Genomic DNA, 26,772 nt, shown 5'->3' on the forward strand with positions numbered 1-26,772 from the left:
TCGGCCTCCGCGCGTTCGGCCTCCGCGCGTTCGGCCTCCGCGCGCTGCTGCTCGGCGCGCTCGGCCTCCGCGCGTTCCTGCTCGGCGCGTTCCTGCTCGGCGCGTTCCTGCTCCGCACGCTCGGCCTCCGCGCGTTCGGCCTCCGCGCGTTCGGCCTCCGCGCGCTGCTGCTCGGCGCGTTCGGCCGCCGCGCGTTCCTGCTCGGCTGTGTCGGCTTCGGTGGTCTCGACTTCGCGGTCGAAGCCGTCCGGCGGATCGGCGTCCTCGGGACGGCACACCGCGCACGGGCTGAAGCCGTCCTCGACGGCCTGGGCGTGCGGGACCGACTCGTCACTCAGACCGCGCAGCGTGCGGCACCCCGCGCGGTGGTAGTCCGGCGAGCCGTCGACGACCCACACCTCGCGCTGCGCGGCGGCGTCCGAGCCACCTGCGGCCGGAGTGTCCGGCGCCGGCTCCGCGTCGTCCGTAGCCGGCGCATGTTCGTCGTCCGGCTTGCACACCGTGCACGCGGCGAAACCGTCCTCGACCGCCTGCTCGTGCGGGATCGGCTCGATGTCGGCTCCCGCAATCACCCGGCACTGTTCGCGGTGGTAGTCCGGCAGTCCGTCGACGACCCACACTTCCCGCTGCGCAGTGGCGTCCGGGCCATGTGCAGCGGGACCGCTCGGTTCGGGCTGCGCGTCGTCCATGGCCGGCGCACGTTCGTCGTCCGGCCTGCACACCGTGCACGCCGCGAAACCGTCCTCGACCGCCTGCTCATGCGGAACAGGCTCGAAGTCCGCACCCGCGATCACCCGGCACTCCGCGCGGTGGTAGTCCGGCGACCCGTCGACCACCCACACGTCACGACCACGATCGCGCGCTGGTGTGTCGTGCTCGCGGGCCGCGGCGTCGTCGGGCGAGCATGTCGAACAGGCGGCGAAGCCGTCCTCGACGGCCTGGGCGTGCGGGATCTGCTCGGCCTCCGAGTCGCGCAGCCGTTCGCAGGATTGCAGGTGGTAGTCCGGCTGGCCGTCCACGACCCAGACGTCGGCCGACGGATCGGTCTCGGCGCGTGCGGGTTCGCGTGGGGGTTCGCAGGACGTGCACGCCGCGAAGCCGTCTTCGACGGCCTGGCTGAGCGGGATGTGCTCGGCACCGTCGGCGGGAAGTCGTTCGCACGAGCTGCGGTGGTAGTCGGCCTGCCCGTCGACAACCCACACGTCGCTGCCGTCGGCGTCGTCGGCCTGCTGCCGGTCGTCGCGCCCGGGCGACCCGTCCTCGGCCGCGGGCCGGACACCGGCGGGCCGGCGCCCCGCGGTGACCGCATCGGGATCGCAGACCACACAGGGCTGGAAGCCGTCCTCGACGGCCTGTGTGTACGGGACGGCTTCGGCGTCGAGGCCGTGCAGTTCTTCGCAGTCCTGGACGTGGTACTCCGGGAAGCCGTCGGCGACCCATACCTGCGCCGGCTGGCCTTCGGGCGCACCGCCCGCACCGCCCGCACCGCCCGCGCCGCCTGCGCCGTCTGCGCCGTCTGCGGCGCCGCCGTGCCCGGCACCGCGTGCGGGTCCGCCGCCGTTGGTCACGGGGGTGGACGCATGGTCGAGGGGCCTCGTCCCGGCGCTGGTTGCCGTGGCCGCGCCGGCTGCTGCGGCGGCGCCGACCAGGGCCGGTTCGCGCGCTGCATCGTGCTCGGTGTCCTGTTCGGAGTCGTCCGGCCGGCAGTCGGTGCACGGCGTAAAGCCGTCCTCGACGGCTTGCGCGTGCGGGATTCTCTCGGACTCGCCGCCGGCCAGCTGCCCGCAGTCTGCGCGGTGGTAGTCCGGTCGCCCGTCGATGACCAGTACCTCGCGTGCGGCCGAGCCGTCGACGCCGGCCTGCTGCGCACCCGCCGGCTCGGTGATCGGCTGGCAGGTGCTGCACGGCATGAAGCCGTCCTGCACGGCTTGGACCAGTGGGATCCGTTCTGCGTGGCTGGTGTCGAGTTCGGAGCAGTCGGCCCGGTGGTAACGCGGTTCGCCGTCGACGACCAGCGCGTCGGCGCGATCGTCGAAACCGTCGTCGCTGTGGGCACGACTGTTGCTCGCCGAAGCCTGCGCCCCCGCGGCCTGCGCCGCCGCGGCCGGGGCGGACGCGTCCTGCCCGTCGTCGGCCTTACCCTCCTTGGTCGGGCCCGCGCCTTTGTCGCCGTCCTTGGCCTTCTCACGGCGCCGCTGCTCACGAACGAGCAGCACCAACGCGATCGCGGCGAGCGCGCTCGCGGCCAGCGAGACGATCAACCACACCGTGCTCGTCAGCGCGAGACCCAGCACCAGGCTGACGACGGCGACGACCAACAGCCCGATCAGGACCATCGTGTGTCACCCCCCGGTGTGAATAGCGGCACGCCGACGGATGCTTGTCGGTGACCCCGCGAAGTCAGCCTTGCTGCGCGTCGGCGTATTCGCCACTCGAGTTGGTCGACGGCTCGGCCTTGCCGCTCGCGTCGAGGTCGCGCAGCTGCGATTCGAGATAGCTCTTGAGCCGCGTGCGGTACTCGCGCTCGAAGGTGCGCAGTTCCTCGACCCGGCGCTCGAGGGCGGCCTTGCGCTGCTCGAACTGGGCCGTGATGGTGGCGGCACGCTGCTCGGCGTCCTGCACCGTCTGGCTGGCGCGGGCCGTGCTCTCCTCCTGCACCTGCTTGGCGCGCGAGTCGGCCTCGGCGAGCTGACGGCTGGACTTGTCGTCCGCGTCGGCGAGGGTGGCCGTGGCGCTGGAGCGCGCCTCGTTGACCAGCCGCTCTGCCTCGGCCTTCGACTGCGCCAGGTGGTTGTCCGCGGTCTGCTGCGCCAGCGCGAGCATCTGCACGGCCTGCGCATGGGTCTCGGCGGTCGAGGCGCTCTGGCCGTCGGTGTCGCCCGGCTTCTCCGCAACCTGCTGCTGGGCAGCGCGCTGGGCCTCGGCCACCGACTGCTGCGCCTGCTCGAGCTGCTTGCGGTTCTCGGCGAGCTGCTTCTCGGTCGCGGCGAGCTGGTTCTGCAGTTGGACGACCTGCTGCTGCGCGCCGTCCTTGCTCTGGTTGACGGTGCGCTCGAGCTCGCCTACCCGGTTCTGCAGCCGGCTGTTCTCCTCCTGCGCGGCCTGCAGCTCGGCGCTGTTGTCCGGCCGCGGCGCCTCGGTGCGCGGGCTCGGGGCGCCGTTTCCGCCGGCCCCGTTCGCGCCACCACTGGTGCGCAGGTCGTTGTTCTCCTCGATGAGACGAGCGAGCTCGACCTCGACGATGTCGAGGAAGGCGTCGACCTCTTCCTCGTCGTAGCCGCGCTTGCCGATCGGCGGCTTTTTGAACGCAACGTTGTGAACTTCGGCTGGCGTCAGCGGCATACGGTCACCTCAGGGCAGATCAGATGCCGGACGCGCCGGCGTTCTCGGTAGGTCAGGTCGGTCATGGTGGAGCAGTCTCGTCTCAGTGCGGTGCGGGAGGCATAACAATCGATCCTAGGGACTCCCCTAACTCAAGGTCACGGCAACACGCTGCAGCGCGAACAGCACGATGAGCACGATGATGACGCTCAAGTCGAGGCTCACACTACCCAGCTGCAGCGGTGGGACCAATCTCCGGAGCAGGCGGATGGGCGGGTCCGTGGTCACGTAGACCAGCTCGACGCCGATCGCGGCCACTCCGGCGGGGCGCCACTTGCGCGCGAACTGCCGGGTGATCTCCAGGCAGATGCGGGCGAGGACCAACAGGATGTAGACGTAGAGGACGTAGCCGACGACGCCCCAGACCAGCGTCATCACAGTCCTCCTCCGGCCCGACACAGGTTGCTCGGTTCAACGAGCATCCAGCCTATGACGTGCCCGGAAGCGTGCCCGTCAGGGCCCGGGGAGGCGGGGAGCCCTAACTCTGGTTGGAGAAGCCGCGCACGCCACTTGCGCCTCATTCACCCCGTAAGGCACGGTAACTGTGACGCTGCGTAACCGAGCCCCGGAGCGCGTCGTTTCTCTGCACATGACGGATGCCCCCACCGAGGGGGTCGTCTCGAAGTACCTCGACACGCTCAACATGCGTGGCCTACGTCGATGGACTGTCTACAACCGTCGATGCGCCCTCACACGTCTAGCGCGCTGGTCCGGCGGCCCCATCCTGTACCTGACCGAATCCGATCTTGTGCGCTGGCAGAAGCAACGCGCGGCAGAGATCCAACCCGAGCCGATGCGCACCGAGATGAGTCACCACCGACAGTTCTATAGGTGGGCCACCCGCGAGGGGTACCGCCGCGACGACCCGACGCTGCGGATCGAGCTACCGCGCGTCGCCCGGCGCGTCCCGCGCCCGATCGGCGACACCCGTCTCGCCGCCGCGATGGCGGCCGCCGACCCCTCCACGGCGGCGATCCTCGCGCTGGCAGCGTTCGCTGGGCTCCGCGCCTGCGAGATCGCCGGCCTCGACTGGTCCGAGGTCGGGATCGTCGACCGGCACCCGCTGCTGCGTGTCGTCGAAGGCAAGGGTGGACACGGTCGGGTAGTACCGGTATCGGTTGCGCTCACCACGGCGCTTGCCGCGCTGCCGCACCGCCGTGGCCCGGTGATTCAACGCCTCGACGGGCGGGCAGGGCCATGCGCGGCGCACCGCATCTCGTCGCGCGCGAACGAATACCTGCACCAGATGGGCGTCACCGAGACGCTGCACCAGTGCCGGCACCGGTTCGCGACGAGCGCCTACCAGGCGTGCCAGGACATTCGGGCGGTGCAGGACATGCTGGGCCACGCGTCGCCGACGACGACTGCTATATATGCAGCCTCGGCGTCGGCTGTGGCGCGCAGCGCTGTTGAGGCTGCGGGGCACCTGTCGTGACGGTCCGATTTGACGGCCCCCGTGGCCCACCATGACGATCATGTGCGGGAGGCGTTGTGAAGTTCATCGGTGCGGTGTTCGCGTTGCTCGCCCTAGCTGGCTGCTCGTCGAGCGTTTCCGGCAGCCATCCGTCGCGGCCGTCTAGCAGCACGGCCGCCCGCTCGCAGACCGCTTCCGCGTACCCCTCGGATCATCTGACCGGTTTCGGCGCTACCCGAGCCGCCTGGAACGCCCACCATGAACCAGCCACCGACCCCAGCCTGGACAAGGGATGCTGCTACGGCCCCGACGTCGCTGCACCCGATAACGGCGGGACGGCCAGCACGTGGAATGTCGCGGCGTCCGGCGACACAGGCGCGTTGATCTCCAACTTGACGCACAACTTCGCGTCGCACACCTCCGCCGCGACGGCGCTCGCGACCATAACGGCGGACGATCTGCCGTCCGACGCGCAACAGACGGCTCAGGCGACGCAGGGCGTGTGCGCGACCTGGGTCTACCGCAGCGCATCCCTTGCGGCCAGCGGCACCGGTCTAGGCGCAGACGTCTCGGTCACGTTGTACGGCCCGATCGACGCGGCGACGGGCGACAACATCGCGTATACGTCGAGCAATGTCACGCAGGCGATCGAGACTGCAGGCAGCGACCCCAACGTCGCGTGCTGATCATGATCAGCCCGGATGTCGGTAGCCGCACGTAGCGTCGCTCGTATGCCGGCTGGGGATCCGATCGCGTCGCTGTATGACCATCCGCAGGTGAATCCGTTCGCTGGCACGATCGACCGGAACCGCTGCCAAGCCATCGGTGAGAACGAAACGGGCGAGCAGCGCAGATGTCAGCAATTCGTCGACCATCCCGGGCCGCACGCTTCAGGGCGGGTCATCCCCTACCAGCCGTCAGCAGCAACAACATGGGAATGGGAAGACGGCGAGCAGCCGCAGGTGGTACGAGATGTGGGACCACGCAGGTGGTGCGCGTTTCAGTGGGACTGACGCGGGCGTGACGCCGTCTGTTCGACGCCACGCTCCCCCACCCATCGGCACACGCGTCCCGGTCCTGAACGCACGAAAGCCGCCCCGCCGACCGCGCTGGGCGGTGGCGGGGCGGTTTCAAGATGCGAAGAAGATCAGTCCGGAGCAGTCTGGACAGATGGCGATACAAGTAGGTTTCCGTGGTTTCGCGGCGCACACGGGCGGTCAGGACGATCTCGGTCCGATGAAGATGGGGGCCGTGCCACGGGTCGGTGATCTCGTCGAGGCTTGGGCCGACATATGGACCGTTGAGACAGTGACGTGGATTCCTGAACAGAACCGTGCATGGGTGGCTGTGCGCCATCTGGATCCGAAGAAGTAGGTCCGGAACGACGGCCGGTAGCAGCGACTTCGTGTTTGTTGTGCCACCTGGTTGATCTTGCCGGGACATTCTGGACACACTCAGGGTGTGGCAACAGGGTCAGCGATCTTGACCCGCTTCGTTCTCGCCCGTGTCGACGAGGACGAGCGGGTAGCGCGCAGCGCGGTCGACAAGATCGAGGCGACCTACCCCGCCGGCGACTACGACACCGCATTCGGCTGGTCAGTGACCGCGACGTCGTCCTACGCCAGCAGCCCCCACGATGACGGTCCGCTGTACGTGCTGGGCGCACCGGACCCGCGCCGCGTGCTGGCCGAGTGTGCAGCGAAGCGTCGGATCGTCGAACAGTTCGCCGACGTCGACGGTCTGCTCCCCCTGCTCGCACTGCCCTATGCCGGGCACCCGGACTACGACGCCTCGTGGCCTCCCGCGGCCTGACCTACAGGTACTTGCCGAAGAACGACACTAGGTCGCTGCCCTGGTAGAGCGTCGCGTCGAGGTGCCCGACCGCGAGCGTCGTCACCGCGCACTCGGGCGCGTACTGCGCGATCCGCGCGACCAGGGGCGTGACGTGTTGCGCCGGGGGGGCGGTGGTGTCGTTGGACCCGACGTAGAAGCGTTGCGGGACGCCGCGGTAGGCGGTGTCGGGGTGGTCGATCGGGTTGTACCCGACGATCTTTGACGCGAAGTCCGACCCGTCCGACGCGGCGCCGTAGGCCGCGCGGAGCGGCCCGTAGTAGCCGGCGAGCGAGTTGATGATGTTCAGGTCGGTGGATGGGCAGATCGACGCGGCTGCGGCGATGCCGCCGATCGCGCGGGCGGCGAGGATGTTCTGGATGAATTCGCCGCCCAGGCTCGGGCCGAGGAGGAACACGGCGCCGGTGTTGAAGTGCTGCCGGACCCATTCGAGCAGCGCGGCGTAGTCGTCTTGTCCGGTCTGGTTGGCGTAGTTGTCGTCGTTGCCGGTCGACGGGGTTGTGGTGGATCCGCCGGTGAGGCTGGTGCCGTTGTCCGACGACGCGATGATGTAGCCGGCTGCGGTGAGCGCGGCGGTCACGTTCGCCATGCGGGACTCGACGTAGGGGTTGTCGGCGTGCCCGGTCTGCGCCTGGTGGAGGAACAGCAGGACGGGTGCGGGGACGCGCGGGTCGTATTGTCCGGGCACCTGGATCATGTGGCGGATGCCGCCGGACGTGAGTCGCTGGAACGTCCACGGGTTCGTGGCGCCGAGCAGCGACGCGCCACCGGGCGCCTGTGACGCGGCCGGCGGCGGGGCGAGCTCGGTGGTGGTGAACAGCGGACCCCATGTCATGCCGGTCGACGGTCCGGTGGTGTCGTTCACCGACAGGGCGAGGTTGTTCACGACGGGGCCGGACGGCAGCGCCGACCGCGGCACGGAACCCATGATGAGCAGCAGCCCAGCGGGTGAGTGCAGCGCGAGCGACACGGTGGTCTCGTCGATCGCGACGGTCGCGACGTAGTCGCCGGTCGCGGGGGTGCTGGACGAGACCGTCGTCGTGGTGAGCTGGGACGACGAGATGTTGGAGCCGCGGTATATCGACGGGACACCCGAGCTGCTGATGCCGACGTAGAAGCCGTTCGTGTCACCGGCGACCGGCACCGACCCGGCGGCGGCGTTCGAGATGCCGAGGTAGGCGTACTTCGTGGTCGACCCGTTGAGGTGCAGCGTCGCGCGGGCGAAGAACCGGCCACCGGTAGGGACGCTGATCGCGCGACCGACACCGGGCTGCCCGTAGTAGCGGTTCGACGCCACAGTGGACCCGGACGCGGCGTTCCAGTGGGTGAGGTCGGCCCACGTCTCGGTGAACACCGTGGCGTCGGCTGCGCGGGCCTGCGTCGCCTTATTGTAGGTGTCGAGCTTCTGCCGGGTCTGCCGCTCGAGCCGAGTGAGCGCGAGCTGGTCGACCGAGGGTGCGACGGACAGCGGGGTGACGTCGTGGTCCTCAACGATCCACACCGGACCAGAACCCCCGGGGATGGTGCCAGCAATCAGGGTGACCCGTTCACCGGGGAGCGTGAGCACCATCGTGGTCTGCGTCGGCGACTCGAATGTGTCGCTGCCCGAGCACGTCAGCGTGAGCGAGTTGACGTTCGTGTCGAGCTTCGACTTCGTGATCTTCAACCGCACGAGTTGCCCTGCGGCGAGCGCCGCGGCGACAGCGCCCGAGGTCAGCGGTGGCAGCGTGGGCGCGAGTGGACCGCTGGCGGTGCTATACGGCTGGTTTTTCCCGACCGTCGGTGCGACCGCTGTCGTCGCGGTAGCGAGGCGTCCGAGCGACGATGCGTAGGTGCCCGCATCGAGGGCCGCCTGTGTCGCGACAGCGCCGGACGCCGCGCCCGCTGCGTCGCCGCCGAGGTCGGTTGCTAGGACGCCGGTGTTGATGACGCCCTGCTTCGTGACCGACCCTCCCCCGGGGCTGCTGGGGATCTGGTTGCCGCCGGCGTACAAGTTGGTCCCGTCGTAGGTGACGGGCTGCGCCGCCGGGACGCTGCCGGGCGTGACCGTCGCCCCCGCACCCTGGTAGTAGGCGGTGAGGTCCGGCCGGTTGTCCGGGATCGTGAACGGCGGATACGTCTTGTACCCAGTGACGACAGCCATGAGGGGCTCCTGCTCAGCTCGAACGGGACGGGGTGCGGGTCAGGACGAGGGCGCGAGCTCGCTGTCGCGGATCGGTTCGGTGATGGGCGCGACGTGCTGCGCCTCCACGACTGATTCCGCCGGTGGGGTGAACGCGGCCGCGCCGGACGTGTCGCGGCTGGTGGCGCCGATGAGGCCCTTCAGCAGCGCGGTCCCGGCCGCCGACGCAGAGGCGACGAGAGCGGTGTCCCAGTCGAACGTGAGCGCGCTGACGAGACCCGCGGCGGCCACGTACCCGGCGAGGGTCTGCCCGAACGTCACGACGGCCCGGTAGGCGAGGTCGACGAGCGGGTTGGCGATCGGCTTACGGCTGGTCAGCCACAGCAGCAGCGTCGTCAGCAGCGCGGCGAACGCGGCCAGCAGCGCCACCATCGTCGCGTTGACCCAGTCCGCGCGCGAGTGCCCGAACCCGGTCGCGACGCTCTGCGTGGCGAGCAGGGTCGCGAGGAACACCTGCAGGAACGTCGACACGACCCGCTCGCCGAGGTCGGTCCAGAATGCCTTGACGGTCATGCGTGCCTCGCCTTCGTGGACATCAGATCGGTGTAGGAGCCGCGGCCCATGTGGTTGGTGATCTTGCGGTAGCCCATGCGGCGGTCGAAGTGCTCGCACGCTGCCGAGGTGTGCGGTCCCCAGATGCCGTTGCCGTCGGCGTCGGAGTTGTGCTGGGTCAAGTAGCCGAACTTCACGAACCGAGACTTGATCAGCCGGACGTAGTCACGTTCCATCGCGGTGTAGCCGCCGTGGACGTGCCGCGACGGGTCCTTCAGCGGCCCGAACACGTCGTCGTGACCGAACGGGTACGGCTTCGGGCTCGCGGGGTGCGAAACCGGCTTGGGCGCCGGCGCCGGGTGGCTGTCGCCGAGGTGCCGCACCTTCGCGGCGTTGCCCGGCGACAAGTGGATCTCGATGTGCATCCAGTCCTGCGGGTAGGACCAATCGCCGCCCCACTCGCAGCCGTACTTGCGGGCGATCTCGTGGGTGATCGCCGGCATGACACCCGGGCGCCCGTGGTGCGGCGTCCCGTACATCGGGTTGTCGTCCCAGTTGGTGTCGGTCGCGATGCCGTAGCCGTGGAACGACCGGCCGCCGCCGGTGGTCTTCGACCGGTTGTTGAAGCAGCCCTCGTCGTGGTGCTTGTCGAGGTACTTCACGCCGCCCGGGATGTGCGGCACCAGCTCGGTGAAGACCGCGGTGAACACCGGGACGGCGTCGCGGTGCATCAGCCCGTAGTAGGCGCCGTCGAAGTGGAACGGCACCAGCAGGTGCGGGTGCTTGACGGGGTCGTTCTCGCCGCCCCACCCGAACGACGCCGGGTTGTAGTTGCCGAAGTGCGCCAGGTGCGCGTAGTCGGTCATCGGTACTCCTCGGGTCGGTCGTCGACGTAGCGGACGACACCACCTCGGTCGCTGAAGGTGCGGCCGACGGTGATGGTGATGTGCTGATCGGTCACTCGGACGTTGTGCACGTCGCCGAGGTGGCCGCGGAGAGCGGCGAGGGTGCCACGCCATGCCTCGGGGTGCGCGTCGTCGCAGCGCGAGCGTGCGCACAGTGGGCAGCGGAACCAGTCGGCGCCGCGGGGCGGGTCATAGGTGTTGCCGACCGGCAGTGGGTGCAGGTCGTAGGTCAGACCCGACTCCGGGTCGGCGTACTCGTCGTGTGCCCAGTCGAAGACGCGTTCGGCCGGGTGTTCCTGCGTTGCCGTCATGACCAGTCCCCCTCGTTCTTCAGTGCGTCGGCCGCTTGCGTGTCGACGTGGTAGATGTGCGGCGAGGTCTGGAACTTCTGGACCTTCTGCGCCGCGGCGTCGGTGCGGGCGGTCCAGGTGCGCTGCACCGCCGGGTCGCCGGTCACCGGCGGTGCAGGCGTCGGGGTCGGCTGCGGCGCTGTCACGCCGGCGCTGAGGGCCGCGAGGAGCCGGTCACCCGCCGGGACACCGAACCCGGTGGTCTCGTCGCGGCCCGGCCCGGCGCGGTAGGCGCCGTTGTCGCCCGCGGTGACGTCGAAACAGACGGACGGGTTCGCGCCGATCGCCTTCATCACGTCGATCGGACGGCCGCCGAGCGCCTCGCACAGCAGCAGATGCAGTCCCGCCATGAGCGGCGCCACCGCGGACGTGCCGCCGATGACCTGCTTCTGGCCGTGCAGGACGATCTCGTAGCCGGTGTCGGGGTCAGCGTTGCCGGCGATGTCGGGGACGTCGCGGCCCGGGAACAGGCGTGACGCTCCCCCGCCGGTCGCCGACTGGGTCGGGTTGTCGTTCCACGCCTGCTCGAGCGCCCGCAGCCCGGCCGTGGTGAGTTCGAGGCGGGTGCCGCCGCAGCCGATCACGGATGGGTCGGAGGCGGGGTAGTCGCAGGTCGGTTTGCCGGTGCCGTCGTCCGCGCCGGAGTCGCCGGACGCGACGTAGACGCCGATCCGCTTCGCCAGCGCCTCGGCCAACACGGTGGAGAACGCCTTCACCGACCCGGCCGCCCACGACGACTCCGGACCACCCCACGAGATCGAGATGACGTCGCAGCCGTCCCCGATCGCGGTGAACACCGCGTTGATGAACGCCGCGTCGGTGTTCGCGGCCATGTACATGCGGAACGCGGCGCCGGGTGCGGCGGCGGCGGCTACCTCGATGTCGAGCATCACCTCGCCGTCCGCGTCCGAGTCGGGCTGCGCGCCCTGATTGATGACGGTGACGTTCGGGACCGGTAGGCCGGCGTCTTTCATGAAAGTTGTGAGATCGGTCGGCGAGTAGGTGCCGCCGAGCTCGATGATGCCGAGCGTGTAGCCCTTGCCGGTAAACCCGCGGCCGGTGAGGAAGCCGTAGCAGGCGGCGATGCCCGCGACGGTCAACGGGACCGGGCGGGCGGTGCGGGGCAGGCGGATGTTGCTGGTTGCGGGCATGCAGGAACTCCAAGTGACGTGCGGATGGGGTGGTGCTCAGACGCCTTCGGGCATCGGCAGGTGGTTGTCCTCAATCAGCCGCTTGCACTGCTCGAGCAGGCCCAGCAGGTTGACGTTCGCGTGGGACAGGTGTTCGGCGGCGGCTGTCAGGTCGGCGTTCGCCGCTTTCGCCTCGGCGAGCTCCGTCCGGACGGCAGCCAGCTCGGCGCGGACCCGGTCGAGGGCGTCGGTGAGGTCTTTGACGATCCCCTGGTTGATCTCTTGCGCGCGTTCGTAGGCCTCGCCGTCGACCCGCTTCGACTCGGTCTGCTGCTGCGCTTGCGCGATCAGCTGGTTCGCGCGGGTCGTCGCCGCGTTCGACGCCCGGTTGGTCCGGGCGGTGTAGATCGTGCCGAGCAACACCAGGACAGCGCCGATGATGTAGCCGAGCACCGTCCAGCTCACGGGCACCGCCGGAACGGGTTCCTACGCCGTCGACGGTTCTGTGTGCTGGTGACGGCGTGCGGGTCGACCATCCCGGCGACGATCATCACGGCGATCGCGAAGGCGAGATAGACGGTGAACGACACCGGCCCGCGGGTCGTGTCGTGCTCGCGCCAGGCGACGAAGTACCAGAACGCCCAGCCGAGCGCCGGCAGGACAAGCGCGACCCACCCGAATGACCGGTGCGGACGCAGCAGGCCGGCGAGCAGCGCGAACGCGCCGCCGAGCATCCACCCGATGCCCCACGCCCACAGCGGCAACACTTCAAGGGCGACGCGGAGCGCTCGCCGTGTGTCATCGGTGGGTCGGTCGCCGGTGTAGGAGTAGCCGAGCGCGAGGTAGATGACACCGAACGTCAGGAGGAACGCGCCGTGCCGGCCGATGCGCCAGTGGCGGATGGTGTCGATGCGGCACGCGGCGGCGTAGAGCAGGCCACCGATGCGGTGTCCGAGAGGGCGCCGGCTCATAGCCCGAGCGGGATGATGATGCCGTCGAGGCAGAAGAACGCGGCGCTGCCCGTCGCGGAGAACACCCAGATGTCACCGGACCCGTCGGCCTGGAACGTCGCCGACCGGGTGATGTCGGCGTTCGGCGTCGCGACCGTCACCGTCCGTTCCCGCGTCGGGAACGGCACCGAGGTAGGGAGCCGCCACGCGGCGGCGAAACTGTTGAACGTCGCGTGCGTCAAGAACCCCTGCAGCTGCAGCGCCGGCCCGACCTGCCGGACCTGCGCCACTCGCGCGTTACCGCCGGAGTCGGTGCCGGTCGGGATGCCCCAGCCGGCGTGCGGCAGCAGCAAGTTCTGCCACGCACCCGGCACCACCTCGCCGGTCAGGTACGTGTCGAGGTCGGTTGCGAGGTTCTGGAAGTAGGTCCACAGGGCGGTGCCGTCGGACGGCTGCGGGTACCGGAACCCGAGCGGGGTGTTGGGCATCGATGCTCCGTTCTAGACCGACGTGACGCCGGTGAGGGTGCCGAGGACGGTCGGTGACCCGTCGCGTAGCTCGACGCGGACGGTCGCGCCGTTCGCGGGCGCTGCGCCGACGTAGGGGCAGGTCAAGGAGTTGCCGTCGACCGTCACCGTCACGCTGGTGCCGGCAGTGACGGCGGTGACGGTCCCGACCTTCGACACGACCCGCGGGCCGGGCCGGTTCGCGTCGGCTAGGGCGCGGGCGTAGGAGCGGAGCGCGGTGTCGAGGCTGCCGTCACTCATCAGGTGCCGTCCGTCGCCGGCCGCGTTGACCGGGTCGTGATCTGCTGGTCGGTGCCGGGGACGAGCGGGTGGGTGATCGAGTCGATGATGTGGAGCTCGACCGGCCGGCTGGTGGTGCGGTCCAGGCGGGGCAGCATCACTTGGATCACGTCCTCCGCGTCGAGGGCCGGGTTGCTCATCGCGGCGAGGGTGAGTTGTTTCGCTTCGCCGAGCTGCTTCGACAGTTGGGTGCGCCCAGCGGCGGTCGCTTGCGCCGATGAGCGGAGCAGCGGCGAGTCGTAGTCGGTGAAGACGGTGCCGAGCGGCCCGGTGACGTTCAACGGGTCACCCGGCGTGGTGTTCTTCACCTCCACCGGGGTGAAGATGACGTCCGACGCCGACGTGGAGACGCGGACCGCGTTCACGACCGTCGACATGTCCCGCGACCGGGAGGCGGCGGTCATGATGGCTGTCGGGGTGTTGGCGTCGACCGTCCACACCGGCGTCGACGACGGGGTCAGGACCGGCGTCGGCCGCAGCACCGCGAACCCCTGCCGGTCGAAGTACTGCTCGACCGAGTTCGCTTTCTCGATCGCCTGCACCGCGCCGTCGCGGTCGCCGTCGTCCCACAGCAGCGTCCCGACCTTCGCCGTCGCCGACGTGTCGAGCTGCGACCATCCGGGGAACGGGTAGGTGGTGCCGGGCCACGCCCCCTCGACGAGCCGCTTGATCTCCTGCCACGCCGCGTTCGTCGCGACGCTTGAGCGGGCGTTGCCGAACTTGTTCCGGATCACCTTGTTCCGCCGATCCGGCGCAGTGATCGTCACCGTCCCGGCGTCGCTGTAGTCGACGTTGTCGCTGTCGACGATGAACACGCCCTGCGGGACCACGACACCGGTGGTGCCGTACCAGATCGTTTGCGTGACCGTGATCTCGCCGCCCGGGGTGTCGAGCAGCGTGAACACATCAACTATCTGCCCGGCGACCGGGATCCGCGGCAACGTGGTGAGGTCGAGGACGCGGCGGGTCGCGGTGGTGACGTCTTCGGTGACGGTGCCGTCGAGGATCGGCAGCGGCGTCGCGGCGCCGGTGACGAGGTTGGTGAATAGCGCGTGGCTGGTGATGCGCCGCGGGTGGCGCAGCGATTCGGCGACGTTGGGGTCGATCGTCCACATCGGGTCAGGACCCGATGGGGGTGTTGTTCGCGATGTCGCGCAGCGTGGCGAACGCGCTGCTCAGCGCCTGCAACGTGGTCGGGTAGTCGGTGTTGAGGTTCGTCAGGGTGCGTTGCGCCTGGATGGTGCCGACCGGCGCGTCGATGACGGTGCACGGCAGCGTCCACTCGACGTAGGGGTCGTCGGGGTAGCCGTCGATCAGGTCGTGCTGGTTGACGTCGCCGGCGTCGATCCACTGGTAGGTGGTGCGGAGTTGGTCGGGGAACGCGAGTTGCAGCAGCAGCGGGGATGAGTCGCCGAGCAGGTTCGACATGTTCATGCCGTCGTTGAGGCCGTCGGTGCGGCACACGAGGTCGAACGTCGCGGCGTAGCGGGTCCCGTCGGTGGTGGGGACGGCGGTGGAGCGGCCGATGGGGCGTTGCAGGCCGCGGCCGGTCGCTAGGGTGCGGTCGTTGCGGGTCATTTCTTCCAGCGGGACCGACAGCGACGGGATGGTGGCGTGGTACAGCCACGGCTGGTCCGCGACGAGGGTTGCGGCCGTACTGGTGGCGGTGACGTTGTTGTCCGACGTCGCGGTGTAGGTGACCGGCACGTTGAACGGCGCGTCGTAGTCGTAGCCGGTCGCGCCGCCGCCGGACAACGCCATCCCGACGAACGCCCGCACGGTCGCGGTGTTGCCGGACGAGTCGGTGCGGGTCACCGAGATGGTGGCGCCGCCGGTGAACCCCGCAAGGTCGAGCCGCATCCGGGGCGGCGCGTTGGTCGGGTCGACGGTCACGGTGACGGTCGCGGTCATGCGGCCCTCACTTCTTGTGCCCGGTGCGGGACAGCCGCTCAAGGCGGGCGATCGCCGACTCGAGCTGCCGGTCGGTGACGTAGTCGCCGCCCTTGGCGTAGGCGCCGCGGCTGTGCGGGTTGGACGCGATGCGACCGAACTGGACCGCCAACCCGGCCATCGCGGACACGAGCTCGTCCTGGCGGCGCTGGTCGGCCTGCACGATCCGTGACTGGTCACCGACCGTGTTGCCGTACTTGATCGCCACCGCGGCGTTGCCGCCGCCGAGGACCGCCGAGTTGAGGCCGCTGTACGCGCGGCTGACCTGCGCCAACTGCGTCTTGGACGCGCCGGCCAGCGTCGCGAGGCCGGTGGTTTGCCCGGACGCGGCGAGCTGGTTCACCAGCGCGGTGAGCGTCGCGTTGCCCTTCACCCGGCCACGCAGCTTCGTCAGCTCACCGCTGTACGCCGTGTCGGTGCTGGTGGCGCCGGAGATGCCGGCGAGCAGGTCCGCGACCGACCCGTACTGCGACGGGTCGAACCCCTGCGACAGGGTCCCCATCGTGGTGGACCGGTAGTCGCTCATCCCCGCCAGCCGCGACCGTGCCGCCGCCGTCACACCCTGGTCACGCAGCAGCCGCGACTGCCCCGCCGCCAGGAGCCGCTGCGTCCCCGTCGTCGCGCCGGCCCGCTTCGCCGCCGCCTGCAGGTTCGTCGCCGCCGTCTTGATCTGGTCAGCGGTCGCGTCGGTCTTCTTCGCCGCGTTGGAAAACGACACCGTCGCCTTCGCCAACGCGAGCCGCGCCCGCACCTCGGCGTTCTTCGCCGCAGTCGACGACGAGTAGGCGATCCCGCCGACCATGTACTTCTTCCCGGCGGCCGTCAGGTTGGTGTGGCGCAGCTTGGCGTACTCACGCTCGGCGTTACTGGCGCGCGCACCGGACCGGTCGGCGCTCACTTCGTACCGGCGATTCACGAGGTTCGCGAGGCTGCCGACGCTGCCCGTGCCGGCCTTCAGCTTGTTCCCGACCGACTTGTAGCTGGTCGCGAGCTCGTGCGCGACATACCTCATCTGGCCCTGCAGCGACGTCGGGTCCATGCCGTGCTTGCGGACCCAGCTGCGCATTGCGGTCAGCCGCGAGCCCTGCCATTGCGCGAGGCCGTATGCCGGGCCGCCGCGCTGGTGAATGTCCGAGCGGTTCCCGGACTCTTGGTCGAAGTTTCCGATGAGAGCCGCGATGCCCTTGGTGGAGTAACCCTGCGACGCGTAGTACGCGGCCTCCTGCGCGCGGTTGCCGGTCAGGCCGCCCGTGCCCTTGGCGTAGGCGGTGGGTGCCGGGATCCCCATCGCCTTCGACTGCGCGTTCGAGTAGATCGACGCCCGGCCCTGCGAGTCGGTCTCGCCGTACTCCCACGTGTGCGACGCGCCCTCACCGACGGTGAACTGCGAGTTCGGCGGGATCGTGCGCCGCCCATAGGCCGCCTGCGTGCCACGCGCCTGGGTGCCGCGCCGCGACGTCGGCTGCGAGTTCAGGTTGTGATGGTTCTTCGCGAAGTTGTAGGCGTTGATCGCGGCCTGCGCGGACGCTGTGAGGTGCCCGTCGATGGTGAAGTTCCACGCGTGGTGAGTCAGGTAGGACAGTTGCTGACCCAAGGCGGACAGCAGATTAGTGACCGACGCAGCGCCGGCCTGCTCGATCTGTGTCCGCACTCGCGACGGGACACCGAGGTACTGCTGCGTCAGCCGCTTCGCGCCCGCGGCCGACGCCCCGCTCTTGACAAGCTGACGTTCCAGCGAACGTTCGACGCCGGTGTAACCGGTCAACGCCATGTCGGCAGCGCGCTTCCCACCGACGAGGCTCGCGTTGTGCGTGTACGTCGCCTGCGCCGCCGCCAGCGCCGAAGTCTGCACCTGCGTGAGGTCGTTGATCAACGGGGCGGCGCCGGCACGACCGGCATCGATCATGCCGGTCTTCATGTTGACGACCTGGCGCAGCAGCTTGCTGGAGACGTCCTTGCCGAGCTGCGCCACAGACGTTGCCGCGCCGTTGATCGACGACGCGAACGACAGCGCGTCGCCCGCGTTCTCCTTCAAGATCGCGCTGATCAACTGGCCGCGGGCGACGACACCGCCGTCGGACTGGGCGAACGCCTGCTGCGCCGCGAGGTACTCGCTGTCGGCCGAGTTCGCGTTCTGGTAGGCGTTCGCGATGTTGTTGATCGCCTTCGCCGCCGTCACGGCCGATCCGGCGACGTTGCCGTTCTTGTCGACCGCCAGACCGGCCATTGCGGCGTACTGCTTCTGCTGGGTGGTCGTCAGCTGCAGCGCCTTCGCGGCCTTCCCGTGCGCAGTCGCGCTCGCCGCTACCACGACGTTCAACGCGGCGGCCCGCGACTTCGCCGTGTCGTAAGCATGGGTCAGCTGAGCCAGCTTGGAGAACTGCTCGGCGGTCATCTTCCCGCCCTTGCCCCACTGGACAAGGAGAGCCTGCTGCTGGGTCTTCGTGCCGGTGACGGCGGTGGTCAGTTGCGTCAGGCTGATGCCCGCCTTGCCAGCAGCGGCGGCGAGCCCAGACGTCTGCAACGCGGACGCGACGCTCAGGCGCGTGCTGTCAGTCAGAACACCGTTCGACTCCTGCATCGACTGGGTCCACGTCTGAATGTCGTTCTGTGCTTCGACGGCGGCGGCGTTGATCCGCTGGAACGACTCAAGGAACCCGTTGTTGCCGTCGACCAGGTGGCTGATCCCCTTGCCGAGCGCGTAGATCGCGACACCGACGCCGAGTAGCCCGGCGGTCATCGCGGCACCGCTCATCGCCCGTTCGCCGGCCGCGACTGCGGTGAACGAGTCGGCGAGCCCGACGAGGCGGGTCTTGGTCGCGATGATCGCGGCGTCGACCGCTTGGAAAGCGGCGACGCCGAGCTGGATGCCCTTGATCGCGGCGAACGCGATGATCGCCGCCTGTCCGAGGTCGCCGATCGTGCCCGACATGTGCTCGGCGACGCTCGCAACACCCGACAGGGCGGTCGTCACGATGTGGATCGCGCCGCTGGCGACGGTCCATGCGGCGCCAAAGACGTCACCGACGATGTGGGCGGCTGGGGTGAGGATCGTCGCGACGGTGTGGACCGCCTTCGGGATGTCTCTGCCGACCGCGTCGACGAACGACGCGAGGTGCGGTTCGACCTTCTGGTAGACGTCGATGCCGAACGCGGTCGCTTCCTTGCCGAGCTGCCGGAACCCGGCACCGACGCCGCGGTTCATCAGGTCGGCGTACTTCTGCACGTCGCCGGACTTGATGACGTCGAGGAAATGGCGGTACGACGCCGACCCCTTCGACGCGAACGCCGCGACCACGTTAGCGGCGCGGGCACCGAACGCGACGTTGATGTCGGAGAGGAACTGCTTCGGGTTCAGACGCTTCTGCGCCGCGTGGAGTTCGTCGATGACCTTCGGCAGCCCGACGAACTTGCCCTGCGCGTTGAACGCGCTGACTCCGAGGTCGTCGAGGGCCTTCTGGCCTGGGACGGACTCGTGCGAGAGCTTCTGCAGCATCATCGCCATGCCGGTTCCGGCGCGGTCACCGGAGATACCGGCCTTCGACAGGTCGGTGATCGCGGCGGCGATGTCGGCGACGCCGAGCCCGACGGCGCGGGCGCGGGTGCCCACGTAGGTGAAGGCGTCGAACATCGCCATCAGGCCGCCGCCGGCCGCGTTGGCGCCAGCGGCGAGGTAGTCGGCGACTTTGCCGGCCTTCGTCGCCGGGAGTTGGAACTCGTCCATCACGTCGCCGAGCACGCGGGCGGAGTCGGCCGTCTTGACGTTCGCGGCGGCGGCGAGCAGCAGCGCGGGCCGTGCCGCCGCCATCGCGCGCGGCAAGCTGACGCCTGCCTTGACGAGGTCGAGGATCGCGTCCGAGGCATCGACCGCAGTCGCGCCGGGAACGGTCAGGTCCTTGCCGAGACCAATCGCTTCGGCGCGGACCGCCTTCATCTGAGAATCGGTCGCGCGAGAGGCGGCCTGCACGCCGTTCAGCGAGTCGGTGAGGTCCTTGCCCGCCTTGAGGAACTCAAACGCCTTCTTGGCAATCTCGATGCCGCCGACGATGAGACCGAGCTCGCCCGCCATCTTGAGGGTGCCGGCGAACGCGCCGGTGAGGCCGCGGGATTCCGCTGCGGCGCCGCGCTGGGCGGCTGCCGCCCGCTCGGTCGCGGCGACGACGCTGTTCTGCGCCGACGCGAGCCGCGCGGTCTCCGTGGCTTGCTTCGCTTCCGCGCTGCCTGCTTCGGCGGATGCGGCGGTGAGGCGGTTGCGGGCCGCTGCGAGCCCAAGGGTGGCGCGCTGCTCCGCGACGGACGCGCCGGCGACGCGGTCCATTACCGCGGCGACCTCGTCCTCGGCCTTCGCGTGGCGCTCGGCCGCCGCCGTGGCTTTCGCTTCGGTCGCGGCTTGCTTCGCCGCGGCACGCTCCGCGCGGGTCAGGCTGGCGCCCGCCTTGTCGCTTGAGCGGCTGACCGTCGTGAGGCCACGGTCGAGGGACGTCGACTCGTCCGCCGTCTCGGCGAATGTCGCGCCGAGCCGCTGCATTTTTGTGACGACACGGGCGTAGGACCGGTCGAACGACACGGTGGTCAGCTCGACGGTCCCGAACAGGGCGCCGACGTTGAGGTCAGTCACGCCGCGCCCCTTTCGTTTATGCCGTCCGTGTCAGCCGCGGGGTGAGGAACCGGTCCTGTACGCGGTTGGCCCACAGGGGGATGTCGCGGTACTTGTCCTCGGCGACGCTTTCGCGCCGGTATCCGACGGGTGGGCGGGTCATGAGGCCGTTGATCAGCGACCGCAGCCACACGCCGGGGCGTGACCGCATCAGGTCGCGGTTCCACACGTCGACGCCGATGTCGGCGAGGTCGAGAGCGAACAGCTCCCAGTTGTCGAGGACGTCGCCCCAGGTCAGCCCGTCGCTGCTGTCGGCGTGTTCGCCGATGTTGCGGACCCACGGGTAGTTGCCGGGCTGCGCGGGGTGCTCTTTGCGCCACCAGCCCGGCTTGCCTGGCCACGGCTCCCAGCCTTGCCGTTGGAGGAGCGCGAGCTCGTCTTCTTGGCTGCCGCCTTGCGTGCCGTCTTCTTGGCTGCCGCTCGCCGGGTTGCCCGGTTGCCCCGGGCTGCCGCTTCCCCCTGCGCGACCGCCACGGTCAACTCGGCGGCCTGCTGGCTGACGCCGTAGTTCGTCACCACGAGCGACGCCAACATGTCGATCTTCGTTGGGGTGACGCCGTCGGCGGTCATCTCGTCGTATGCGGGGCCGAGGATCTTGTGCGGCAGCGTCAGCTCGGTGTCGTCCGGGCCGGCGAGCAGCGCTTTCATCTCGGTTGCGAGGTCGACGTTCGTGTCGCCTGCGTCCTCGATTTGCACGATGCGGCGCAGCCGCAGCTCGTCTTCTGCGGACGGTGCCGGCACCCGGTACGTCTTCCCGCCCGGGTGCTTCTCGCCGGCGACGCCGTTGAACGTGATGGCGTCGCCGGCGAGGTAGTCACCGACGTTGTACTCAGGCATGCCGGACCTACGCGAACGCGACGGTGGGGCCGCCGGTCGACGGGCCGGTCGCGTTCGTCACCACGACCGCCAAACCGGTACCGGTCGCGTGGGCCGGGGCGGTCGCGAGGATCTTCCCGTCGTTGATGACCTGCACGTTCGTCGCCGCCGTGCCGCCGAACGTCACACCGGTGGTGCCGGTGAACGCCGACCCGATCAGCTCCACCGCCTTGCCACCCGCGACGGCGAGCGTCGACGGGACGACCTGCGCCACCGTCGGGACCACCGGGGTGGCGCCGGGTGCCGGGTACGGGTGAGCGACACGGGTCAGCTTCCCCTTGCCCTGCACCGCGACGGCGACCGTCCGCGGGTTGTCCTGGTCACCGCCGCCGTACCCGGGCCACGACACGGCACCGCGGCCGAGGTAGGCCTGCGGGCGGGGGGTGACGACGCCGGTGAGGTCGTTGACGTCGAAGTCGTAGAACCGGAAGTAGGTGGTGCAGGCGCGGCCGAACGCCCCCTGGCCGAGGGCCTCGAGGTAGTCGTGCGTCGGGTCGTAGGCCGGCGGGTTCGAGTTGGGGGTGATCTGGTGCTCGACCGTCAGGGTGGCGGACCACTGGGTGCCGAGCTTGTCCTGCGACCCGTAGCCGCCGGATCCGTAGACGGTGCTGGTCTGCCACGACGGGTCGTCGAGGACGAGGTTGAGTTCGTTGACGTACTGCAGCGTCGACCAGACGGGGTTCGACTGCAGCGTGCCGGACGTGAGGATGTCGCAGGTGAGGAGCCGGGCCGGGGTGGCGTCGCCGGCGTCGAGCAGGACCGGAGCGGTCATTCTGTTCTCCTTTGGTGATGGTGGTGCTGTCGCCGTGCGGGCGTGCGGACGGCCCGATCACGCGGGCGCGTGCCGGGTAGCTGGTGGTGCGGGTGGTTAGCGAGGCTCGGTGGCGGTGAAGCGGTAGGAGTCGGTCCACTCCCACCGGTTCGCGTCGTCACGGCCGATCGACGTGCCGTAGGCGAACGACATGGTCGCGATGTAGATCCCGTTCGCGAGGCGGGTCGGGAACCGGCCGCGCAAGACGCGGCGTGACGCAGCGGCCATCCCCCACACGTCACGGGCGTCTTGGCCGCCGCGGAACCGAAGCTGCAGCGTGCCGGTCGTGGTGGCCTGCACGGGGTCGCCGCCGGTCAACGCCGGGGTGAGGACGGCGACGCGGTCAGGGCTGGTGGGGACGAGCGCGATGAACAGCGGCGCGTCGCCGGTGCGGCTGTCGGTGCGCCACGAGAACCCGACCGCCGCGTGGGCGAGCAGCTGGGCGGCACCTTCGCCGATGCCGGTGACGACGTCGAGCGGGACCGTGGTCACAGTGCGGCTCGTAGCGCGGCGGCGAGGACCGCCATGACGGCGTGCGCTTCGGTGTCCATCGGCTGGCTCAGGAAGTGCGCCTGGCCGCCATTCGGGTGTTGGAGCTGCAGGTCTTCGTGCTGTCGCACGCCGTAGGGGTAGCCGTCGGGTGCGGTGGCGTCGTAGCTGATGCGTGCTTGGTGTGGGCCGGTCATCTCGACCTTGCCGGACGCTTTCAGTTCGCCGGTGTCGACTGGTACGAGCGGCTGCGACGCGTCGAGGATTAGGTCGGCGCCGGTCTTGACCGCGCCGGCCGCGGCGGCGGCGAGCAGCACGCGGGCGTCGACCGGCGGCGGGGTGTAGCGCACCGACAGTGACATCAGGGCTCGATCGGTGTCATCTTGAGCTCCGGGCGGCCCCGGAGACGGCGGTATGCCATGCGTGCGCGGCCCAGCATCGTGAAGTTGCAAACCTGCGGAAAGCCGACCGGCCGCCCATCAACGGTGACCTTGACGCCGAACATCCACGGCTCGAGCACGGGTTGCTTACGCAGTCTCACAGCACGCCTATCTCTTGATGCGCCGGTACCGGCTGGCTACCGGCGTCGCCGACGGCGACCGACACGACGATCACGTCGCGGCCACCGAACAGATCCGGCAGCGTGACCCGCGACTGGACCGGGATGTAGTCGACGTCCATGGGGAACGCGAACCGGCCGGCCGCGACGACCTGCCCGCCGGAGTATTCGGTGCGGTCGGAGTAGAACCCGACGACGTCGACCGGGGCGGCGAACGAGTCGCCGCCTGCCTCGCCCGGGCCTTCCCAGCGGGCAACGCTCAGCGTGTGCTGCCACCAGTGACTCAGGGGATCGCCGCTCACTGCGGCCACCACGTCGGCAGCTCACCGATCAACCGGCGTTCCACCGTGACCTCGGCGATGCGATGGTTGTCGTCGAGGAAGCAGTGGCCGGTGTCGTCGCGCAGGCTGACGCCGAACCGCAGCAACGGGACGTCGATCAGGTCGAGTTCGGCCCACGCGACGTCGTCAGCGTTCAGGCCGTGCCGCTGGCACAGCTCGATGGCGTCGTCTTGGTGGTGACGCACGAGGGTGTCGCCGCCTTCGACGCGGATCGTCTTCACTGGAACGGCCACCCGTTGGTGACGCCCGTGAAATACGGCTGGTCGGGACCGTAGTAGCCCCACGCGACAGGCACGTCGAGCCCGTAGGTCGGCAGCATCGGCGTGCTGTCGCCGAGCGGCACCGGCACCCACAGCAGCCCGGCGGTCTGCAACAGATCGGTGGCGAGCGCGCACAGGCCGTCCCGCGCGTCCGCCTGTGCCTGCACCGCCGCCGTTGTGTCGCGCTGCACCGTCGCGTCGAGGATCGAGCTCGACTTCACCGGCCCGGTCACGTCGATACCGCCCATCGCGGGGTCGACACCCTGCGCGGCCCACGCGGCGACTTGCGCGCACGTCGCGTCCCGCAGCACACCCGCGGCCGGGTCGACCGGCTCGTCGCTGTACAGGTCGAGCTGGCATGCTTTCGCGACGAGGATCGACGCGTACCGCAGCAGCGACGCCGCGTTGTCCGGCCCAGGCGGAGCCAGCCACGGGTCATCCCCGCCTGTGAGATCGCTGGTGGTCGCGTAGACGATCACGGTCCACCTCTCAGCCGCGGTGTGGTGTGGTGCGAAGACGGACCGGCAGGTGACGAACGGGGGGTTGCGTCGCCTGCCGGCCCGCCAGTTCAGTCGTCCTGCGCGAGATGCGGCGCGTAGGTCTCGATCAGCTCCGGGATCGTCATGTCGTCCGCCGCCTCCGCAGTCAGCGCCGGGTCGACCTTGCGGGCGAACTCCACCCACTCCGCCTTCTTCGCCGCCTTCACCGGCGGCTCCGGCACGTCCTCGGTCTGCAACTGATCGACCGTCGACGGCAGGGCGACCGGCTGCCCGTCATCGACGATCGACGCCCCGAGACCCCGGTAGTAGTCGAGCGCCTGCGCGTCCGACGCCTCCACCGTGCTGCCATCCGGCAGCCGCACCAGAGCCATCAGGACACCGACTTCGCGGCCTGCTTGGCCGCCGGACCCGGCTTCGCGGCTTGGGCCGCTGCAGCCTGCTCGGCAGCCGCCTTGACGTCGGCCTCCTCCTTGGCCTTGCGGAACTCGGCCAGCTCGGCCGCGTCCTTCTCGGCCTGTTCGCGCGCGGCTGCGGCCTCGACCTCGGCCTGCCGCTCAGCAGCGGCATCGGCAGCGCTCTTGCCGCCCGGCTTCGCCTGCGCCGTCGACGTCGGTGCGATTGGCTTGCCGGGGATATCGGCCGGCAGACCACCTATCTGCTCCGGCTTCACCTTCGCGACGAAACCCTGCTCGACCATGTCGTCGAGATTGACGGCCTCGGCCGGGAACGGCGCGCCCTGATAGACCAGGAACGCGCTGCCGACCTGCGGCTGTACGTGGCACGCTGCTGCGACGACGACGTATGTGTCAGACATTATAGTCTCATAAAATTACAGTCAGTTGCACGGCGCAGCCGGGCTCCTGAACCATCGGGGCCTTGACGATGCGCGACTGGACACGCACGCCGTCCTTCGTGGGCAGCGGGACGACCGCGGTCTCTACCTGGCCGGCGTTGCCGGAGTAGCTGACGCCAGCGACGCTCGGAAGCGCCTCGTAGGCCTGCGAGCCCAGCTGCTCGGAGTCGAGCACCATGCCGGACCAACCGGCCGGCATGTTCGTGGTCTTCCAGATCGTCAGACCCGCGAACTCGCGCATGTTGCCCGTGAGCTGCACGTTGTTCGCGTTGTCCTCGCGGGGCGTGCCGGCGAGGACCGTCGGTGTCGCCATGAGCTGCGCGAACTTCGTGGGCGTCAGCACGACGGTGTCGACGTTGTAGCCCATGTTCAGCGAGTCGACCTTCGCGATGGCGAGCTCGATGTCGAGGAACGGGGTGGCGCCCGTGGTGCCCCACGCGCCGTTCTGCGCCGCCTGGGACTGGGTGATCAGCGATGCGATCGCCGCGAGGGTGATGCTGTCGCTGTTCGTGACGAGCCGGTTCGCGACCTTCGTCGTGTTGCGGCGCAGCAGGTTGACGATGCCGTGGGCGATCGCCTTGTCCGACATGTCGAACGCCTGGCCCCACTTGAACGGGATGACTTGCGCCGGCGTGCCGGGCGTGAACGTGGTCAGCGCGTACTCGTCGAGCGGCGGCACGACCAGCGGCAGGAAGTCCGGGAGGATCGCCTCGGCGACCTCGTAGACGCCGCTGCCGGTGCCGGTCAGGTCGACGCGGCCGGTCAGGAGCCGGTCGCCGATGAGCCGCTGCTGCACGAGGGTGCGCAGGGGCCGGTAGATCCGGACCGGGTTGTTGAGGTACCGGTCGTAGATGATGTTCTGCCCGCTGACCTGCGGCTGCGGGAAGTCGTACAGGGTGCCTGTTCCAGCCATGATCGTCTCCTGTTCAGACCGCGTAGAGGGCGACGTCGACGGACGCGCCGTTGGCGGCGGTGGACCACGCGGTGCCGAGGTAGGCGGCGACGGGATCGGTGCCGGCGACCCATAGGCGGACGCCACCGGACGCTGCGGCGCAGACCGGCTGCCCGTTGGTGATCGAGGCGCCGGCGGTGAGGCGGTGGATGCCTGCGCGGATGCACGTGATGGTGCTGCCGGAGGCGCCGTCGTAAGCGGCGACGCCCGCGACGTTGGCAGCGGCATCACCTGCGACTGCGCCAGTCGTGGTGATCAGCTGACCACCGGTGACGGAAGCCGAGAGCGTGACCGGGACGCTGATGCCCGGCAGGAACTTCGGTGCGTAGTCGCTCATCGCGCGAGCGCCTCCTTCGGGATGCCGAACATGGCGGCGTCTTCGGCGGCCATCTCGTCGGTGTAAGCGTTGACGTCGTCGGTCTCGCTGCCGGGGCGCCCCGGTGCGTCGCCGACCGGGAAGCGGGCGACACCGGCGTCGACGATCTTGTCGAGCTCGGCCTTGGCGCTGGCGGGGTCGCGGTCCCAGTCGCGTTCCCACGACTCGCGCTGCGCCTCGGCGACGTAGCCTTTGCCTATCGCGCCGCCGATTGCCTTGTCACGCGCGTCGCGCTGCTGCTCCGCGCGGGCTTCGGCGCCGAGCTTGGCGTTGGCCTCGATCGCGTCGAGGTAGGACTGCGACACGGTCACCTTGCCGGCCTTCGCGGCGTCGAGCGCGACAGTGACCTTGTTCGCGTCGTCGATGCCGAATTTCTTCGCGACGGCTTCGGCAGTGATGTCCGGGTCACGCGCGTCGTCGATCACCGCGAGGGTTGCCGCAGTGTCGGCGTCCTCCGGGATGTCGAACCGCTCGCGCAGCCCCTTGATCAGGTCGTCCGACATGGTGTCGGCTCCTTCCGGGTGGGTGGTGGGGTTCTCCGGCGGCTCGGCCGGGGTCTGTCTGGTGCTGCGCGACCGCGCACTCGTCTTTGTCGACGGGCGATACACGCTGCAGGTCCGCGACCAGGTCGACCTCTCGGTGTTCACGCCGGAGAGCCTGATTGACCGGCCCCCGCCCGTCTGGATG

At 69.7% G+C, this 26,772-nt stretch carries 32 protein-coding genes; 4 read left to right on the top strand and 28 right to left on the bottom strand.

Translation table 11 applies throughout. The features are described from left to right. From ACFFCN_RS05855 to ACFFCN_RS05865, 3 genes are all read right to left on the bottom strand, one after another. A partial coding sequence (locus tag ACFFCN_RS05855; RefSeq protein ID WP_375490203.1) for a hypothetical protein occupies positions 1-2,336 on the bottom strand: 2,336 nt, incomplete at its 3' end. A gap of 64 nt (positions 2,337-2,400) precedes the next feature. Beyond that, positions 2,401-3,342: a DivIVA domain-containing protein gene (locus ACFFCN_RS05860; RefSeq protein WP_375490204.1), complete on the bottom strand. Its 942-nt coding sequence runs from the start codon at positions 3,340-3,342 to the stop codon at positions 2,401-2,403. A gap of 126 nt (positions 3,343-3,468) precedes the next feature. After that, positions 3,469-3,756 carry a YggT family protein gene (locus ACFFCN_RS05865; protein WP_375490205.1) on the bottom strand — a complete coding sequence of 96 codons (288 nt, stop codon included), beginning with the start codon at positions 3,754-3,756 and terminating at the stop codon, positions 3,469-3,471. A 214-nt stretch (positions 3,757-3,970) separates the two neighbouring features. Here ACFFCN_RS05865 and ACFFCN_RS05870 point away from each other — a divergent pair, with 214 nt between their 5' ends. From ACFFCN_RS05870 to ACFFCN_RS05885, 4 genes are all read left to right on the top strand, one after another. Further along, positions 3,971-4,816: a tyrosine-type recombinase/integrase gene (locus ACFFCN_RS05870; protein ID WP_375490206.1), complete on the top strand. Its 846-nt coding sequence runs from the start codon at positions 3,971-3,973 to the stop codon at positions 4,814-4,816. A 74-nt stretch (positions 4,817-4,890) separates the two neighbouring features. Then, on the top strand, positions 4,891-5,481 hold the full coding sequence (locus tag ACFFCN_RS05875; protein WP_375490207.1) for a hypothetical protein: 591 nt from the start codon (positions 4,891-4,893) through the stop codon (positions 5,479-5,481). A gap of 45 nt (positions 5,482-5,526) precedes the next feature. Continuing rightward, a complete protein-coding gene (locus tag ACFFCN_RS05880; protein ID WP_375490208.1) occupies positions 5,527-5,808 on the top strand; it encodes a hypothetical protein in 282 nt (93 codons plus the stop codon). 469 nt (positions 5,809-6,277) lie between these two features. Beyond that, positions 6,278-6,607 (top strand): DUF6221 family protein, encoded by a 330-nt coding sequence (locus tag ACFFCN_RS05885; protein WP_375490209.1) that lies wholly within the window; start codon positions 6,278-6,280, stop codon positions 6,605-6,607. A 1-nt stretch (position 6,608) separates the two neighbouring features. Here ACFFCN_RS05885 and ACFFCN_RS05890 read toward each other — a convergent pair whose 3' ends face one another. The 25 genes from ACFFCN_RS05890 to ACFFCN_RS06010 all read right to left on the bottom strand — a co-directional run bounded on the left by ACFFCN_RS05890 (position 6,609) and on the right by ACFFCN_RS06010 (position 26,046). Beyond that, positions 6,609-8,789, bottom strand: coding sequence for a hypothetical protein (locus ACFFCN_RS05890; protein ID WP_375490210.1), 2,181 nt, complete (start codon positions 8,787-8,789; stop codon positions 6,609-6,611). A gap of 39 nt (positions 8,790-8,828) precedes the next feature. After that, positions 8,829-9,341, bottom strand: coding sequence for a holin (locus ACFFCN_RS05895; protein WP_375490211.1), 513 nt, complete (start codon positions 9,339-9,341; stop codon positions 8,829-8,831). Continuing rightward, positions 9,338-10,186: a M15 family metallopeptidase gene (locus ACFFCN_RS05900; protein ID WP_375490212.1), complete on the bottom strand. Its 849-nt coding sequence runs from the start codon at positions 10,184-10,186 to the stop codon at positions 9,338-9,340. The genes ACFFCN_RS05895 and ACFFCN_RS05900 overlap by 4 nt, the downstream gene beginning before the upstream one ends. Then, positions 10,183-10,536 carry a hypothetical protein gene (locus tag ACFFCN_RS05905; RefSeq protein ID WP_375490213.1) on the bottom strand — a complete coding sequence of 118 codons (354 nt, stop codon included), beginning with the start codon at positions 10,534-10,536 and terminating at the stop codon, positions 10,183-10,185. The genes ACFFCN_RS05900 and ACFFCN_RS05905 overlap by 4 nt, the downstream gene beginning before the upstream one ends. After that, on the bottom strand, positions 10,533-11,726 hold the full coding sequence (locus ACFFCN_RS05910) for a S8 family serine peptidase (protein WP_375490214.1): 1,194 nt from the start codon (positions 11,724-11,726) through the stop codon (positions 10,533-10,535). Before ACFFCN_RS05910 ends, ACFFCN_RS05905 begins: the two co-directional genes overlap by 4 nt. 36 nt (positions 11,727-11,762) lie before the next feature. Continuing rightward, complete coding sequence (locus ACFFCN_RS05915; protein WP_375490215.1) at positions 11,763-12,170, bottom strand: hypothetical protein; 408 nt, start codon at positions 12,168-12,170, stop codon at positions 11,763-11,765. Then, positions 12,167-12,676 carry a hypothetical protein gene (locus ACFFCN_RS05920; protein ID WP_375490216.1) on the bottom strand — a complete coding sequence of 170 codons (510 nt, stop codon included), beginning with the start codon at positions 12,674-12,676 and terminating at the stop codon, positions 12,167-12,169. The genes ACFFCN_RS05915 and ACFFCN_RS05920 overlap by 4 nt, the downstream gene beginning before the upstream one ends. Further along, the gene (locus ACFFCN_RS05925) at positions 12,673-13,143 is read right to left on the bottom strand and encodes a hypothetical protein (RefSeq protein ID WP_375490217.1); all 471 of its coding nucleotides are present in this window, start codon (positions 13,141-13,143) and stop codon (positions 12,673-12,675) included. Before ACFFCN_RS05925 ends, ACFFCN_RS05920 begins: the two co-directional genes overlap by 4 nt. A 12-nt stretch (positions 13,144-13,155) precedes the next feature. After that, the gene (locus ACFFCN_RS05930) at positions 13,156-13,422 is read right to left on the bottom strand and encodes a hypothetical protein (protein ID WP_375490218.1); all 267 of its coding nucleotides are present in this window, start codon (positions 13,420-13,422) and stop codon (positions 13,156-13,158) included. Continuing rightward, complete coding sequence (locus ACFFCN_RS05935) at positions 13,422-14,576, bottom strand: hypothetical protein (RefSeq protein ID WP_375490219.1); 1,155 nt, start codon at positions 14,574-14,576, stop codon at positions 13,422-13,424. The genes ACFFCN_RS05930 and ACFFCN_RS05935 overlap by 1 nt, the downstream gene beginning before the upstream one ends. A gap of 4 nt (positions 14,577-14,580) precedes the next feature. Beyond that, positions 14,581-15,372, bottom strand: a complete 792-nt coding sequence (locus ACFFCN_RS05940; RefSeq protein WP_375490220.1) for a hypothetical protein — start codon at positions 15,370-15,372, stop codon at positions 14,581-14,583. Between the two features lie 7 nt (positions 15,373-15,379). Continuing rightward, a complete protein-coding gene (locus ACFFCN_RS05945; RefSeq protein WP_375490221.1) occupies positions 15,380-20,029 on the bottom strand; it encodes a phage tail tape measure protein in 4,650 nt (1,549 codons plus the stop codon). Between the two features lie 16 nt (positions 20,030-20,045). Continuing rightward, on the bottom strand, positions 20,046-20,219 hold the full coding sequence (locus tag ACFFCN_RS05950) for a hypothetical protein (RefSeq protein ID WP_375490222.1): 174 nt from the start codon (positions 20,217-20,219) through the stop codon (positions 20,046-20,048). 83 nt (positions 20,220-20,302) lie between these two features. Beyond that, positions 20,303-20,905, bottom strand: a complete 603-nt coding sequence (locus ACFFCN_RS05955; protein ID WP_375490223.1) for a hypothetical protein — start codon at positions 20,903-20,905, stop codon at positions 20,303-20,305. Positions 20,906-20,912: 7 nt separating this feature from the next. Continuing rightward, the gene (locus ACFFCN_RS05960) at positions 20,913-21,716 is read right to left on the bottom strand and encodes a phage tail tube protein (protein WP_375490224.1); all 804 of its coding nucleotides are present in this window, start codon (positions 21,714-21,716) and stop codon (positions 20,913-20,915) included. 96 nt (positions 21,717-21,812) lie between these two features. After that, on the bottom strand, positions 21,813-22,247 hold the full coding sequence (locus ACFFCN_RS05965) for a minor capsid protein (protein ID WP_375490225.1): 435 nt from the start codon (positions 22,245-22,247) through the stop codon (positions 21,813-21,815). Beyond that, positions 22,244-22,606 (bottom strand): hypothetical protein, encoded by a 363-nt coding sequence (locus ACFFCN_RS05970; protein WP_375490226.1) that lies wholly within the window; start codon positions 22,604-22,606, stop codon positions 22,244-22,246. The genes ACFFCN_RS05965 and ACFFCN_RS05970 overlap by 4 nt, the downstream gene beginning before the upstream one ends. After that, positions 22,606-22,764 (bottom strand): hypothetical protein, encoded by a 159-nt coding sequence (locus tag ACFFCN_RS05975; RefSeq protein WP_375490227.1) that lies wholly within the window; start codon positions 22,762-22,764, stop codon positions 22,606-22,608. Before ACFFCN_RS05975 ends, ACFFCN_RS05970 begins: the two co-directional genes overlap by 1 nt. Before the next feature lie 17 nt (positions 22,765-22,781). Further along, positions 22,782-23,105: a hypothetical protein gene (locus ACFFCN_RS05980; protein ID WP_375490228.1), complete on the bottom strand. Its 324-nt coding sequence runs from the start codon at positions 23,103-23,105 to the stop codon at positions 22,782-22,784. Further along, positions 23,102-23,365 carry a hypothetical protein gene (locus tag ACFFCN_RS05985; protein WP_375490229.1) on the bottom strand — a complete coding sequence of 88 codons (264 nt, stop codon included), beginning with the start codon at positions 23,363-23,365 and terminating at the stop codon, positions 23,102-23,104. Before ACFFCN_RS05985 ends, ACFFCN_RS05980 begins: the two co-directional genes overlap by 4 nt. Continuing rightward, positions 23,362-23,883, bottom strand: a complete 522-nt coding sequence (locus tag ACFFCN_RS05990) for a hypothetical protein (protein WP_375490230.1) — start codon at positions 23,881-23,883, stop codon at positions 23,362-23,364. Before ACFFCN_RS05990 ends, ACFFCN_RS05985 begins: the two co-directional genes overlap by 4 nt. Before the next feature lie 89 nt (positions 23,884-23,972). Continuing rightward, positions 23,973-24,275 (bottom strand): hypothetical protein, encoded by a 303-nt coding sequence (locus ACFFCN_RS05995; RefSeq protein ID WP_375490231.1) that lies wholly within the window; start codon positions 24,273-24,275, stop codon positions 23,973-23,975. Next, entirely contained in the window at positions 24,275-24,718 is a 444-nt protein-coding gene (locus ACFFCN_RS06000) for a hypothetical protein (protein ID WP_375490232.1), read from the bottom strand. The genes ACFFCN_RS05995 and ACFFCN_RS06000 overlap by 1 nt, the downstream gene beginning before the upstream one ends. 7 nt (positions 24,719-24,725) lie before the next feature. Beyond that, on the bottom strand, positions 24,726-25,670 hold the full coding sequence (locus tag ACFFCN_RS06005; RefSeq protein ID WP_375490233.1) for a hypothetical protein: 945 nt from the start codon (positions 25,668-25,670) through the stop codon (positions 24,726-24,728). Positions 25,671-25,683: 13 nt separating this feature from the next. Beyond that, positions 25,684-26,046: a capsid cement protein gene (locus tag ACFFCN_RS06010; RefSeq protein ID WP_375490234.1), complete on the bottom strand. Its 363-nt coding sequence runs from the start codon at positions 26,044-26,046 to the stop codon at positions 25,684-25,686. Positions 26,047-26,772: the final 726 nt, after the last annotated feature.

The organism is uncultured Jatrophihabitans sp. (assembly GCF_964246335.1).
GTDB lineage: Bacteria > Actinomycetota > Actinomycetes > Mycobacteriales > Jatrophihabitantaceae > Jatrophihabitans.